This is a genomic window from Nesterenkonia sp. NBAIMH1, from assembly GCF_007922635.1.
Classification (GTDB): Bacteria; Actinomycetota; Actinomycetes; order Actinomycetales; family Micrococcaceae; genus Nesterenkonia; species Nesterenkonia pannonica.
This window is the reverse complement of record NZ_CP042335.1, coordinates 2440418-2454313: the sequence shown is the minus strand read 5'-3', so window position 1 is coordinate 2454313 and position 13896 is coordinate 2440418. Positions and strand designations below refer to the sequence as shown.

At 65.7% G+C, this 13896-nt stretch carries 11 protein-coding genes and 1 tRNA gene; 6 read left to right on the top strand and 6 right to left on the bottom strand.

The genetic code is table 11. From position 1 onward, the window contains the following. Nucleotides 1-23 precede the first annotated feature (23 nt). Together FS388_RS11780 and FS388_RS11775 are read right to left on the bottom strand one after the other, a co-directional pair. On the bottom strand, nucleotides 24-1079 hold the full coding sequence (locus FS388_RS11780; RefSeq protein WP_146341582.1) for an ABC transporter permease: 1056 nt from the start codon (nucleotides 1077-1079) through the stop codon (nucleotides 24-26). After that, nucleotides 1076-2596, bottom strand: a complete 1521-nt coding sequence (locus FS388_RS11775; RefSeq protein WP_146341581.1) for a sugar ABC transporter ATP-binding protein — start codon at nucleotides 2594-2596, stop codon at nucleotides 1076-1078. The genes FS388_RS11780 and FS388_RS11775 overlap by 4 nt, the downstream gene beginning before the upstream one ends. Before the next feature lie 107 nt (nucleotides 2597-2703). On the opposite strand from FS388_RS11775, the gene FS388_RS11770 reads away from it, so the two are divergent. After that, a complete protein-coding gene (locus FS388_RS11770; RefSeq protein WP_146341580.1) occupies nucleotides 2704-3924 on the top strand; it encodes an ROK family protein in 1221 nt (406 codons plus the stop codon). A gap of 126 nt (nucleotides 3925-4050) precedes the next feature. Here the strand turns inward: FS388_RS11770 and FS388_RS11765 are convergent. From FS388_RS11765 to FS388_RS11750, 4 genes are all read right to left on the bottom strand, one after another. Next, a tRNA-Leu gene (locus FS388_RS11765) sits at nucleotides 4051-4137 on the bottom strand. Nucleotides 4138-4221: 84 nt separating this feature from the next. After that, on the bottom strand, nucleotides 4222-4479 hold the full coding sequence (locus tag FS388_RS11760; protein ID WP_146341579.1) for a type B 50S ribosomal protein L31: 258 nt from the start codon (nucleotides 4477-4479) through the stop codon (nucleotides 4222-4224). Nucleotides 4480-4618: 139 nt separating this feature from the next. Continuing rightward, nucleotides 4619-5506 (bottom strand): sulfite exporter TauE/SafE family protein, encoded by an 888-nt coding sequence (locus FS388_RS11755; RefSeq protein WP_146341578.1) that lies wholly within the window; start codon nucleotides 5504-5506, stop codon nucleotides 4619-4621. Further along, nucleotides 5506-6291, bottom strand: coding sequence for an ABC transporter ATP-binding protein (locus tag FS388_RS11750; RefSeq protein ID WP_146341577.1), 786 nt, complete (start codon nucleotides 6289-6291; stop codon nucleotides 5506-5508). The genes FS388_RS11755 and FS388_RS11750 overlap by 1 nt, the downstream gene beginning before the upstream one ends. An 86-nt stretch (nucleotides 6292-6377) precedes the next feature. On the opposite strand from FS388_RS11750, the gene serB reads away from it, so the two are divergent. The 5 genes from serB to zwf all read left to right on the top strand — a co-directional run bounded on the left by serB (nucleotide 6378) and on the right by zwf (nucleotide 13806). After that, the gene (serB, locus tag FS388_RS11745) at nucleotides 6378-7091 is read left to right on the top strand and encodes a phosphoserine phosphatase SerB (RefSeq protein WP_146341576.1); all 714 of its coding nucleotides are present in this window, start codon (nucleotides 6378-6380) and stop codon (nucleotides 7089-7091) included. Nucleotides 7092-7277: 186 nt separating this feature from the next. Then, nucleotides 7278-9404: a transketolase gene (tkt, locus tag FS388_RS11740; protein WP_246836209.1), complete on the top strand. Its 2127-nt coding sequence runs from the start codon at nucleotides 7278-7280 to the stop codon at nucleotides 9402-9404. A gap of 31 nt (nucleotides 9405-9435) precedes the next feature. After that, nucleotides 9436-10554, top strand: coding sequence for a transaldolase (gene tal / locus FS388_RS11735; RefSeq protein ID WP_146341574.1), 1119 nt, complete (start codon nucleotides 9436-9438; stop codon nucleotides 10552-10554). A 67-nt stretch (nucleotides 10555-10621) separates the two neighbouring features. After that, nucleotides 10622-12268 (top strand): glucose-6-phosphate isomerase, encoded by a 1647-nt coding sequence (locus FS388_RS11730; protein WP_146341573.1) that lies wholly within the window; start codon nucleotides 10622-10624, stop codon nucleotides 12266-12268. Next, complete coding sequence (zwf, locus tag FS388_RS11725; RefSeq protein WP_146341572.1) at nucleotides 12265-13806, top strand: glucose-6-phosphate dehydrogenase; 1542 nt, start codon at nucleotides 12265-12267, stop codon at nucleotides 13804-13806. Before FS388_RS11730 ends, zwf begins: the two co-directional genes overlap by 4 nt. Nucleotides 13807-13896 lie beyond the last annotated feature (90 nt).

Below are 13896 nucleotides of genomic sequence, written 5' to 3'. Positions count from 1 at the left end.
CGCTGCGCCGTTGAGCAGAGGGACTAGGTGCGCCCGTCACGGGCGAAGCGCTGCTGGAGCAGGACTGCGACCACGATGATCGCTCCCGTGGCCAGAGCCTGTACGGACTGGTCCAGGTTGTTCTGGACGAAGATGTTCGTCAGCACCGCGAAGACCAGGACGCCCAGCACGGTGCCGACAATGGTTCCCCGACCACCGGCAAGCAGGGTGCCTCCGATGACGACCGCGGCGATGACGTCCAGCTCAATGAGGTACCCGTGGTTGGAGGAGCCGGCGGTGGTTCGCGAGAGCATCATGACCGCGCCGATGCCGGCGCAGAGTCCGGCGAGGGCGAAGACCATCATCTGATGGCGCTTGACCTTGATTCCGGCCAGCCTGGCCGCCTCGCGGTTTCCGCCGATGGCGATGGTCCGCCTGCCGAAGGTGGTGCGGTTCAGCAGGAACCAGCCGGCTGCGGCCACCAGCAGAAATATCCAGACGATCACCGGAATGCCCAGCGCGTCGCCGCGGAATGTGCTGAGGAAGTCTGGGACGCTGACGATCTGCGTCTGCCGCCCAGAGATGACTTCTGCAAGCCCTCGGGCGGCCACCAGCATCGCCAAGGTCGCTATGAACGCGACGACTCTGCCGTACGCGATGATGACGCCGTTGATGATCCCGCACGCCGCCCCGACCGCGAGCGCAGTGAAGACCATGATCGACCAGTGATAGTCGTTGGCCAGAGCCTGTGTGCCCAACGTCGAAGCCCAGACAGTGGCCAGGCCCATCACAGAGCCTACGGAGAGGTCGATGCCCCCGGAGGTGATGACGAAGGTCACCCCGATGCTGATCACCCCGATCACCGCCGCCTGCCGCAGGATCACCATCAGATTGTCCACGCTGACGAAGCGTTCCCCTCCGGTGATGATCCCGATGATCATCAGCGCCACAAGCGCCAGCACCAGCCCAAGGCTGTGGCCGAGGCTGAGCCGTGGTCTGGCAGCCGTCGCGGTCTTCTTCTCCCCATCGGAGCTCAGGTCACGGCTCGAAGCACTTGATTCCTCCGATGCGGCCTCGCGGGTGCTCTCTTCGGTGCTCATGCTGCGCTTCCTTCCATGACGAGGTCCAGGACCTGATGCTCAGTGATGTCGGCCGCCGGCCCCTGATGGACCACCGAGCCGTCTGCGACGACGAGCACCCGGTCTGCGAGGCCCAAGACTTCCTCGATTTCGCTGGAGACCAGCACGACGGCGGTTCCCTGCAGCGCAAGCTCTCGAATCAGTCGGTAGATGTCGGCGCGCGCGCCCACGTCGACGCCGCGGGTCGGCTCATCCAGCAGAAGCACCTCACAGCCGTGCACCAGCCACCGGGCCAGCATCGCCTTCTGCTGGTTTCCTCCGGAAAGCGTGCGGGTCTGCCGCTCAACGTCAGGGGGCGAGAGATCCAGCGCCTCCGCCTTCTCCCGGGCAGCGGCTCGCTCAGCCTTTTCGTCGAGCAGGCTCCCGCGGGCGAAGCGCGCAAAGGTCGACAGCGTGATATTCCGGTAGATGGGCTGCTCCAGCAGCAGCCCCTGGCTCTTGCGCTCCTCCGGAGCCAACCCGATGCCGCGGTTGACCGCATCAGTGATGGAACCGGCGCGCAGCGCCTCTCCCCTGACGCTCACGGTCCCCGAGGTGCGACGGCGGGCTCCGTAGACCGCCTCAAGTATCTCTGAGCGGCCCGCCCCGACCAGCCCTGCAAGGCCCACCACCTCGCCCGGACGGACACTGAAGGTGACCGGCTCGAAGACGCCTTCCACTGCCAGCTCGCCGACTTCCAGGACAGGCTTGTCTCCGGTGGGCCCGCTCGGCGCGCCGCCGAAGTCGGCAATCACTTCCCGACCAGTCATCAGGGAGATCAGGTCAGCAGTGGGCGTCTCAGCGACCTCGAGGCCGGTAGCAGCAGTTCGACCGTCCTTGAGCACCGTGATGCGGTCGCCGATGCGCCTGATCTCCTCCAACCGGTGGGAGATGTAGACCACCGCCACGCCTTCTGCGGTGAGCGAGGCGACTACTCGGAACAGATTGTCGACCTCCTCAGGGTCCAGGACTGCGGAGGGCTCATCCATGACGATCAGCTGTGCGTCGTAGGACAGGGCGCGAGCCATCGAGACGATCTGCTTGCCGGCTGCCGGCAGTTGGCCGACTGTGCGATTCGGAGGAATCTCAGGGTGGCCGAGCCGGGCAAGGAGGTCCTTGGTGCGCTGCAGTGTCTCCCGGCGCTGGAGCACGCCGGAGGCCGCGAGCTCATGCCCGAGAAAGATGTTCTCGGCGACAGAGAGCCCGTCGACGACGTCCAGCTCCTGATACATGGTGGCTATGCCGAGCCGGAGTGCGTCCATCGTGGATTCGATGGCTACTGATTCGCCCTTCCATGTGATCTCACCCGCATTGGGCTGATGCGCCCCAGCGAGCACCTTGATCAGGGTCGACTTGCCGGCGCCGTTCTGACCCAGCAGGCAGTGCACTTCCCCGGCACGGATGTCGAGGTCGACGCCGTCGAGCGCCTTCGCCCCAGGAAAGTGTTTGATGATGCCGCTCATCTGAAGAAGCTCGGAACGCCCATCTGGTGTGACCATGATCACAAACCTAGGCACACTTCTGTCATGCGTCAAGCAAAAGCTGTCGAACGACTGTTAAATGTTGGGAACGGATCGATCAGAAGCGTGAGTGGTTTACTGTCCCTATGTCATTCGCAGTAATACCCGATGGGCAGAGCCGGGACCTTTTCGCAGCGGCCCGGGCCGCTCCCCTGGCCAGCGCAGGGAGTCTGCTGCAGCTGCTGCGAGACGGCGTCCCCCGAACGCGCGCCGATCTGGCGCTGCAGACGGGTCTTGCCCGGTCGACGATCTCCGCAAGGGTGGAGGAGCTCCTCGCCTCGGATCTCATCGCCCCGGCGGGAGAGAGCTCTTCCACCGGCGGGCGGCCGCCGTCCACCTTCGCGTTCAACCCTGCGGCTCGCTGCGTACTCGCCGTCGACCTCGGAGGCACGCATGCTCGAATCGCCGTCACGGACCTAGCGGCTCGCATCCTGATCGAGGAGGAGCAGGAACTCTCCATCTCCCTGGGCCCGGAGCGCGTGCTGGACGCCGTGCTCGACGTCGGCGCCCGCCTGCTCGCAGAGGCGAATCTCCCTGCCGAGAAGCTCATCGGCATAGGCATGGGGCTTCCCGGCCCGGTGGAGTTCGCCACAGGGCGCCCCACGAGTCCACCGATCATGCCGGGGTGGGACGGCTACGACGTCCCGGCGCACCTGCGCAGGACCTTTGATGTGCCCATCCTGGTGGACAACGACGTCAACACCATGGTCTTGGGCGAACACGACATGATCTACCCAGAGGTCTCGCACATGATGTTCGTCAAGGTCGCCACGGGCATCGGCGCCGGCATCATCAGTGACGGCCGCCTGCAGCACGGCGCCTTGGGCGCGGCCGGGGACATCGGCCACATTTCAGCCTCTGCCGAGAGCACCACGCCCTGCACCTGCGGCAACCTGGGCTGCTTGGAGTCAGTCGCGTCGGGCTATGCCATCGCTGCCCAGCTGCGCGAGCGGGGCAGAGACGTTCCCCATCATGCCGCCCTGATCGACCTGGTGCGCGCAGGAGACCTGGAAGCCATGCACCTGGTGCGGGCAGCCGGACGAACTGTCGGGTCTGTGCTGGCCAGCTGCGTGAACATGCTGAACCCGGAGCTGATCGTCATCGGCGGTCTGGTGGTCACGGCCGGAGAGCACTTTCTGGCCGGCATGCGGGAGGCGGTCTACTCGCGGTCACTGCCGCTGGCTACACAGCATCTGCGGATCGTGCCCACTCAGACCTCCGGTCGAGCTGGTGTTCTGGGAGCGTCAGCTCTGGTGACGGCGCACACCCTGACCCCCGCGAACGTCAATACGCTGCTCGCCTCCTGATGACCTGATCCGTCAGCTCGCGCCGCATCGCGGCCGAGCAGCCGCTCGTATCAGCCAAGCGCCAACTCATATCCACATGAAGAAGGCCCCTGACCTGTTATCCCAGGTCAGGGGCCTTCTCGTCTGTGCGCGGAGGGGGACTTGAACCCCCACCCTCACTATTGGAGGACTAGCACCTCAAGCTAGCGCGTCTACCTATTCCGCCACCCGCGCAGGTGGTGCGTTCCCGTTTTCAGAACCACGAAAGATTAGCACGGGAACGCACTGGACAACCAATCCTGGTTGCCTTCAGCGTTCCTACTTCTTGCCGCCGAAGCCGGAGAACCGCTTGTTGAACTTGTCCACACGACCGGCGGAGTCCATAATGCGCTGCTTGCCCGTGTAGAACGGGTGTGAAGCGGCCGAGATCTCGACGTCAATCACCGGGTAGGTGTTGCCGTCCTCCCACTCCATCGTCTTCTGGGAGGTCGCCGTGCTGCGCGTCAGCACCTTCTCGCCCGAGGAAAGATCGTTGAAGATGATGGGCTGGTACTTGGGGTGGATGTCGTTCTTCATAATGGTGTCCTTTTCGGGTGCCGCTGGTCTCCCTCAGCCGGGAAGCCGCCAGAAGCTAGGAAGCAAAAGATTCTTGGCCTTTCGACCAAAGAGACATGCTATCCCACACCAGCGTCTTCGCCCAAGCTCGTGCGAACCCTCAGAGCAGATCGTTGACCATGACGCCCAAGGCCACGAGTCCCAGGATGATGATGACGCTGCGCAGCACGACGGGATTCAGCCGCCGACCCACCCAGGCTCCGACCAGCCCGCCCAGCGTGGAGCCGATCGCGATGACCAGCACCACGCCCCAGAGAATGACGCGATCCTCCGGCTCCCTGATGAGATAGTCCACCACTATGTAGCTGAGCGCAGCGGTGAGGTTCACGAAGGCCACCAGCAGGTTCTTGACGCCGTTCGCGTGCTGGATCGTCGCGGCCAGGAAGATGCCCAGAAGCGCCATCAGCAGAATGCCCTGAGCTGCCACGAAGTACCCGCCGTAGATGCCGGCGAGGAGTACCAGAAGCACCAAAGGCCACCTGACCGAATCGGTGGCCTTCTTCGCCGCCGCCTCCGGCGAGTCCCCAGGCTGCGGAGTCTGAGGGTCGGGGTCCCCCGTGCGCTCTGCGGCCCGCCGCTTCACCCACCGGGACAGTCGAGGCTGGACGATCACGAGCAGCAGCGACACCACGATGAGCACAGGGGCGACGCGGCCGAAGACCTCCTCGGGAAGCGTGATCAGCAGCGTCGCACCGATGACTCCGCCGACGAATGACGCCGGGATCAGGCGCCGCAGCACCGGCTTGACCTGCGATATTTCGCGCCGATACCCCCATGCGCCGGTGAAGTTGCCTGCGATCAGGCCCATGGCATTCGACACAGTGGCCGAGACGGGGGGAACGCCCATGGCAACGAGCACCGGAAAGGTCACGAGGGTTCCGGAGCCCACCACGGTGTTGATGGCACCGGCCCAGATCCCCGCTAGCAGGATCAGGGCCAGCAGTCCGATCCCCATCCCGTGGAGCTCAAACTCGAGCAGGGCCTCCATCAGCTCTTCATGAAGGCGCTGAAGCGGCCCTCACGCTCGATGACCTCAAGCGGCGTGTCGAACGTGCTGCTCAGGTTCTCCGCGGTGAGCGTATCGCGGAGCGCTCCGGCGGCGACCGTCTCCCCGTCGCGGAGCAGGAGAACGTGGGTGAAGCCCGGGGGAATCTCCTCCAGGTGGTGAGTGACCAGGACCGTGGCGGGCGAGCTGTCGGACGTCACAAGACCGGCCGTGCGAGCCACCAGAGCCTCACGGCCGGCAAGATCGAGACCAGCGCCCGGCTCGTCCAGAAGCAGGAGCTCCGGGTCAGTCATCAGAGCTCGAGCGATCTGGACCCGCTTCCGCTCCCCCTCAGACAGCGTCGAGAACGGCCGGTCGAAGACCGTGCCCACGCCCCACTCATTCAGGAGCTCGAACGCGCGCCGCTCGTCGAGCCGCTCATAGTCCTCATTCCACCGGCCGCTCACCCCGTAGGCGGCAGTCAGCACCACGTTCAGCGCGGTCTCCTGAGGAGGAATGCTGTTTCCGACGACGTTCGAGGAGAGCCCGATGAGCGGCCGGAGCTCAAACACATCCACCTGCCCCAGCGTCTCGCCGAGAATGGTCGCCGTGCCGGTCGTGGGAAAGAGGCGTGCAGCCGCAATCTGCAGAAGGGTCGTCTTCCCCGCGCCGTTGGGGCCCAGAACCACCCAATGCTCACCGGGGCCGACCTGCAGATCAATGTTGTTCAGAAGCTCTTTTCGCCCGCGGCGCACGGTGGCACCGGCAATATCAAGGACCCGACTCATGGGCCCCACACTACCCAACCGCCTCCCCCTCGCCGGCGCACGCGCACTGCTCCTCCGAGCGCCTCGCCCCGATAAGCTGTTCCCTCATGAGCGCCCATGACCTCTCCCCGCTGACCCACGGCATCGAACTGCGCCGGAGCTTTGACGCACCCGATGCGCCGCTCATGCTGATCATGGATGTCGACTCGACGCTGATCGATCAGGAGGTCATTGATCTCCTGGCGGCCCACGCGGGCCGTGAGGCTGAGGTCGCTGAGGTGACAGAGCGCGCGATGGCCGGGGAGCTGGACTTCGCAGCCTCCCTGCATGCGCGCGTCGAAGCGCTCTCCGGTCTGCCGGAGGGGATTCTTGCCGAAGTCGTGGAGCAGGTGACGCCGACTGCAGGGGCAGTGAGCCTCATCGATGCCTTCAGAGCCCGCGGCTGGCCGGCCTATGCCGTCTCAGGAGGGTTTGCTCAGATTCTTGAGCCTCTTGCTCGCCGTTTGGGGCTCACCGACTTTCGGGCGAATCACCTCGAGATCTCCGAAGGGGCTCTTACGGGACGTGTGACGGGTCCCATCGTGGACCGCGAAGCCAAGGCCTCGCACCTTCGACGATGGGCGGACGAGCAGGGGATTCCTGCGCGCTCCGTCGTAGGGGTCGGCGACGGGGCCAACGACATCGACATGGTGCGGACGGCCGGCATCGGCGTCGCATTCTGCGCCAAGCCAGCCCTGAACGATGTCGCCGACGTGCTGGTGACAAAGCGTGACCTCACACTGATCAGCCGCGTTCTCGGCCTCACGCCGCCCCAGGACTGAGGTGAGGGAGCGGCAATCCGCAACTCATAGGAGACGGCTAGGCTCTGCGACGGTAGGCTGGTCGATGAGTCCAGCGTCACAATGAGGTGGCGCACATCTGACCAGAGCTTTGTCAGAGGGCGGCGCTGGATCTTCTTCCGGCGCCCACAACAACACCGAAGCACCATCCTTGGGAGGACACCCGCTGTGACCGAATCCGCAGTCCGCAACTCTGCCGCATTCACCGACCTCGACCGTCGTGCCGTGGACTCCATCCGAGTCCTGGCCGCGGATGCGGTGGAGAAGGTGGGCTCAGGCCACCCCGGCACCGCGATGTCGCTGGCCCCCGCGGCCTACCTGCTCTTCCAGAAGGTGATGCGCCATGACCCCTCGGATCCTCACTGGCTGGGTCGCGACCGCTTCATCCTCTCGCCCGGCCACACCTCGCTGACGCTGTACCTGCAGCTGTTCCTCTCCGGCTACGGGCTGGAGATGGAGGACATCAAGGCTCTGCGCTCCTGGGACTCGAAGACCCCAGGGCATCCCGAGTTCGGCCACACCGACGGCGTGGAGATCACCACGGGACCCCTGGGACAGGGGCTCGCCTCCTCCGTGGGCTTCGCCTACGGGCAGCGCCGCCTGCGCGGAATGCTGGACCCCGACGCTGCCCCGGGAGAGTCCCCCTTCGACCACAGCGTCTGGGTCATCGCCTCCGACGGCGACCTTCAGGAGGGCGTCACCTCTGAGGCATCGTCCCTGGCAGGCCACCAGCAGCTCGGCACCCTGAACGTCATCTGGGACGACAACAAGATCTCCATCGAGGACGACACCAACATCGCCTTCACCGAAGACGTCGCCGCGCGATATGAGGCGTACGGATGGCACGTCCAGCGCGTCGACTGGCTGAAGACCGGCGACTACCAAGAGGACGTCGACGAGCTCGCCCGCGCCGTCGATGCGGCCCGAGCCGAAACCTCCAAGCCCTCGCTCATCTGCCTGCGCACAGTCATCGGCTGGCCCGCGCCGAACAAGCAGAACACCGGCGGCGTCCACGGCTCCGCCCTGGGCGCAGACGAGGTCGCCGCCACCAAGGAGTTCCTCGGCGCTGACCCCGAGAAGCACTTCCACATCGACGACGACGTGCTGGCGCACGCCCGTGAGGTCACCGCCCGCGGCAGGGACGCCCGAGCATCGTGGGAGAAGAAGTACCACGCGTGGCGGGAGGCGAACCCGAAGAACGCGGAGCTGCTGGACCGGCTCGAGTCAGGCCGACTGCCCGAAGGGTGGGAGCAGGCCATCCCTGAGTTCCCAGCCGGCGAAGCTCTCGCCACGCGAGCGGCCTCAGGCAAAGTCATCAACGCGATCGCACCGGTCCTTCCTGAGCTGTGGGGCGGATCAGCCGACCTTGCAGGCTCGAACAACACCCTGATCAGCGGCGAAGACTCCTTCGGACCCTCAGCCGCTTCGACGGGCAAGTTCAACGCCCGCGACTACGGCCGCAATCTCCACTTCGGTGTGCGCGAGCACGCAGCCGCGGCCATCACCAACGGTGTGCAGCTCTCCGCTCCGCTGCGGACGTACAACGGCACCTTCCTCATCTTCTCGGACTACCAGCGCCCCGCCGTCAGACTGGCGGCCCTCATGGGCGTGGGCTCGATCTTCGTGTGGACCCACGACTCGATCGGACTCGGCGAGGACGGGCCCACACACCAGCCGATCGAGCAGCTGGCATCCCTCCGCGCCATTCCCGGACTCGATGTCGTGCGTCCTGCAGACGCGAACGAGGTGGGAATCGCATGGCGCGAGGTGATGAAGCGGGCGGACCGCCCCGCTGGTCTCGCGCTGACGCGCCAGGGCGTCCCCACGTATGAGCGAGGGTCCGGGCCGGCCACGGCAGAGGCGTTCGGCTCCGTCGAAGGGGCCGCACGCGGCGCCTATGTCCTGGCCGAGGCGGTCAAGGACGGTCAGGCTGTCAGCCCCGACGTCGTGCTCATCGGCACCGGCTCCGAGGTCTCCCTCGCAGTCGAAGCGCGCGAGGCACTGGCGCAGAAGGGAATCGCAGCCCGCGTCGTCTCAGCACCGTGCCTCGAATGGTTCGAGGAGCAGGATACCGAATACCGGCAGTCAGTGATCCCATCCGAGGTGAGGGCCCGCGTGGCGGTCGAGGCAGCATCTCCTATGTCGTGGCATCGCTACGTCGGAGACGCCGGCAGGACCGTCACCCTGGATCACTTCGGCGCCTCAGCCGACTACAAGACCCTCTACAAGGAGTTCGGCATCACCGCCGAGGCTGTCGCCCAGGCCGCCGAAGAATCCATCCACGCAGCCGCTTGATCCTCACCCGCGGCAGGAAAGGAACACAGACATGACGAACGAAAACACTCAGGCACTGTCCGACGCCGGAGTCTCCATCTGGCTGGACGATCTCTCCCGGGAGCGCCTCAACGACGGCTCACTCGCCGCCCTGATCGAAGAGCGGAACGTCGTCGGAGTCACCACCAACCCGACGATCTTCGAAGCTGCCCTCTCCAAGGGTGATGCCTACGAGAACCAGCTCAAGGAGCTCGCCGCCCAGGGCGCCGACGCTGAGCATGCAGTCTTCGACATCACCACCTCCGACGTGCGGGAAGCATGCGACGTGTTCTCCGGCGTGTACGCCGCCACTGACGGCGTCGACGGACGCGTATCCATCGAGGTGGACCCCAGAATGGCCCGCGACGCCGACAAGACCATCGCTGAGGCGAAGCGTCTCTACGACGCAGTCGGACGCGAGAACGTCATGATCAAGATCCCCGCGACCGTGGAGGGCATCGAAGCGATTGCGGCGACGCTCGCCGCCGGCATCAGCGTCAACGTGACGCTGATCTTCTCGCTGGAACGCTACCGCGCGGTGATCAACGCCTTCATGCTCGGCCTGGAGAAGGCGCATGCCGACGGGCTCGACATCTCCAAGATCCACTCCGTCGCCAGCTTCTTCGTCTCCCGCGTCGATGCGGAGGTCGACAAGAGGCTTGAGCTCGCCGCCGAGGAGGGGAAGCCCGACACCGCCAAGCTGAAGTCCAAGGCCGCCCTGGCCAACGCCCGCCTGGCGCACCAGATCGCCAGCGAATCGTTCACCTCGGAGCGCTGGCTCCTTCTGGCTGAGCGCGGCGGCCGGCCCCAGCGCCTCCTGCTTGCCTCCACCGGCACGAAGGACCCGAGCCTGTCCGACACGCTGTACGTCACAGAGCTGGCGGCTGCAGGCGTGGTGAACACTATGCCTGAGAAGACCCTCGAGGCCCTCGCCGATCACGGGAAGGTCGAGGGCGACACCATGTCCGACACCTACGTCGACTCCAACCGCGTGCTGGACGGCGTCTCGGCCGCAGGCATCAGCTACCGGGACGTGGTCGACCACCTCGAGGCGGACGGACTCGCCAAGTTCGACAAGTCTTGGGAAGGCCTGCTCGAGACGACGGCCGAAGGCCTCACCCGCAACTCCTGAAGGCTCTAGCGCCCTACGACCCCCTGTCACCGCGTCTTCGTTCCAAACGGAAAGGTTCAACCGCGTCATGAGCTCTTTGTCCCTGTCACTGCTCGGAGCTGCCCGAGAGGCGGCCGATGCTCACGTCCCCGGTCTCGTGGACCACGAATTCGCCTCACGCCTGGGCGCCAAGGACCATACTCTGTGGGGGCAGGCCGCCGAAGACGAAGCATCCAAGCGTCTCGGGTGGGTCTCCCCCTTCTCTGCGGCGCGTGATCTCATCCCCCAGATCGCGCAGCTTCGGCAGGAGCTGAGCGATGAGGGCGTCGAGCGCGTCGTTCTTGCGGGCATGGGCGGCTCCTCGCTGGCCCCCGAGGTCATCTGCGCCACGGAGGGTGTCGAGCTCGTCGTGCTGGATTCGACGGACCCGCAGCAGGTTTCCGCCGCGCTCACGGACCTGGGCCGAACGGTTCTGGTCGTCTCCTCGAAATCCGGCTCGACCGTGGAGACGGATTCGCAGCGCCGCATTGTGCAGAAGGCCTTCGCCGACGCCGGCATCGACGCATTCTCAAGGACAGTTGTCGTCACCGACCCCGGCTCGCCCATGCAGGAGCAGTCTGAGTCCGACGGCGTGCGAGCCGTCTTCCAGGCTGACCCCAGCGTAGGCGGCCGCTACTCCGCGCTCACAGCTTTCGGGCTCGTGCCGGCAGGGCTGGCTGGGGCAGACATCGAGACCCTCGTGGACGACGCGGAGGATGCCGGCGAAGTCCTCTTCGCAGATGACCCTTCGAACCCGGGCCTGCAGCTCGGCGCCGCCCTCGGCGGCACGTCGCCGCTGCGGGACAAGCTGGTTGTCGCGGACGCCGGCTCGCCCCTTGTGGGGCTCGGCGCCTGGATCGAGCAGCTCATCGCCGAATCGACCGGGAAGCAGGGAACCGGGGTTCTGCCGATCATCGTTGCCGACGGCGAGCCGGAGCTCTCGCGCGACGCCGACGACGTTCTTGTCACCGAGATCGTGGATGCAGATGCCGACGAGAGCTCCTCGGTGGACGGCGATGAGGCAGACACCGTCGTGTCTCCCCACGTGATCCGGACCGGAGGAAGTCTGGGCTCTCAGTTTCTGCTGTGGGAGACGGCTACAGCTGTCGCGGGTTCTCTGCTCAGCCTGAACCCCTTCGACCAGCCCGACGTCGAATCCGCGAAGAACGCTGCCCGAGGCCTCCTCGACGGCGGCCTGCCGGAGCCCGAGAAGGCTGCTGTCGACGGTGCCGTGGAGATCAGGTCCTCAGGCAGCGATTCGCTGCTGAGCGAGGACAGCCCGGGGCTGACCGCTGCTCTCAAAGCTCTCCTCGAGCAGATTCCCGCATCCGGCTACCTCGCCGTGATGGCATACGCGGACCGAACCTCGGAGAAGTCCCTCGAAGAGATCCGTCCGCAGCTCGCGGCCGCCTCCGGGCGGCCCGTCAGCTTCGGGTGGGGACCCCGCTTCCTGCACTCCACGGGACAGTTTCACAAGGGCGGACCCCACGTGGGCGCCTTCCTTCAGATCACAGCCGCCGCCGACGCTGACCTTGACGTCCCCGACCGGCCCTTCAGCCTCAGCCAGCTCATCTCGGCACAGGCTCAAGGCGACGCCCAGGTGCTCGCTGGTCATGGAATGCCCGTCCTGCAGCTCCACCTCACTGACCGCCGGGCAGGAATCGCCCAGCTGCTCGAGGCAGCTTCGTCACTATGAGCACAGCCGCAGACGCACCGACACAAGGGAACGGACGCGCCAACACACCGGCCGGCCCCTGCGCCGTGGTGATGTTCGGCGTGACCGGGGATCTGGCACGCAAGAAGCTGCTGCCCGCCATCTACGACCTGGCCAATCGGGGACTGCTGCCCCCAGGCTTCTCCTTGGTGGGCTACGGGCGCCGCGGATGGTCGCATGAGGACTTCGCCGATGAGGTCGAGACACACGTGCGTGCCGGCACGCGCACGGGCTTCGACGAGGAGACGTGGCACAGCCTGCGCGAGGGACTGAGGTTCATCCCGGCGGAGGGGTTCGACGACGATGAGGCCTTCCGGCGACTGGGCGAGACGCTCGATGATCTGAAGACGCAGCGAGGCACCGAAGGCAACCATGCGTTCTACCTCTCCATACCTCCCAACTCCTTCGAGACCGTCTCCGAGAAGCTCTCCACCCACGGTCTGGCGCATCGCAGCAAGCATGCGGCCGATCCCTGGTCCAGAGTCATCATCGAGAAGCCCTTCGGCCACGATGAGGAATCGGCTCATGAGCTGAACGTCGCCGTCGAAAAGGTCTTCGACCCCGACTGCGTCTTCCGCATCGACCACTACCTGGGCAAGGAGACGGTCCAGAACCTGCTCGCCCTCCGCTTCGCCAACCGGCTCTTCGAACCCCTCTGGAACAATCAGCACGTCGACCATGTGCAGATCACCATGGCGGAGAACTTCGGCATCGGCGGACGCGCCAGCTACTACGACGGCGTCGGCGCCACGCGCGACGTCATCCAGAACCACCTTCTCCAGCTCCTCGCCCTCACCGCCATGGAGGAGCCGATCAGCTTCGACGCCGATCACCTCCGACGGGAGAAGGAGAAGGCCCTTGAAGCCGTTCAGGTGCCCGAGGATCTGGACGGTTCGAGCGCGCGGGGCCAGTACACCTCAGGCGAAGTGCACGGGCAGCGCATCACCGGCTTCCTTGAGGAGGAGGGCTTCGACCCACGCTCCACCACGGAGACCTTCGCCGCGCTGAAGCTGAACGTCCAGACCCGCAGGTGGGCAGGCGTTCCCTTCTACCTCAGGAGCGGCAAGTGTCTTGGCCGACGGGTCACTGAGATCGCGGTGATGTTCAAGCGAGCTCCCAATCTCCTCTTCACCGAAACCGACGAGGCCGAGTTCGGCGGCAACGCGCTGATCATACGGATCCAGCCGAACGAAGGCGCCACCCTGAGGCTCACCTCCAAGGTTCCCGGGACCACCATGGAAGTGCGAGACGTCGACATGGACTTCAGCTACGGACGGTCCTTCACCGAGCAGTCGCCCGAAGCTTACGAACGCCTCATCCTGGACGTGCTCCGAGGCGAGCCTCCCCTCTTCCCGCGCCACCGCGAGGTGGAGCTCTCATGGAGGATCGTCGACCCGTTCATCAAACGATGGGAGTCGATGAGCGAGCAGCCCGAAGCCTACGCGCCCGGCACATGGGGACCCGAGGCTGCCCACACGCTGATGCTCCGCGACGGACGCGAGTGGCGAGTGCCCGCCTGAGGACGAGGCCACCCCCTGTTCACCGGACATGGAGGTTGACCTCCTAGCGTGAGGCGCAATCAACAAAAGTTGTACAGACGCATCCCCAGG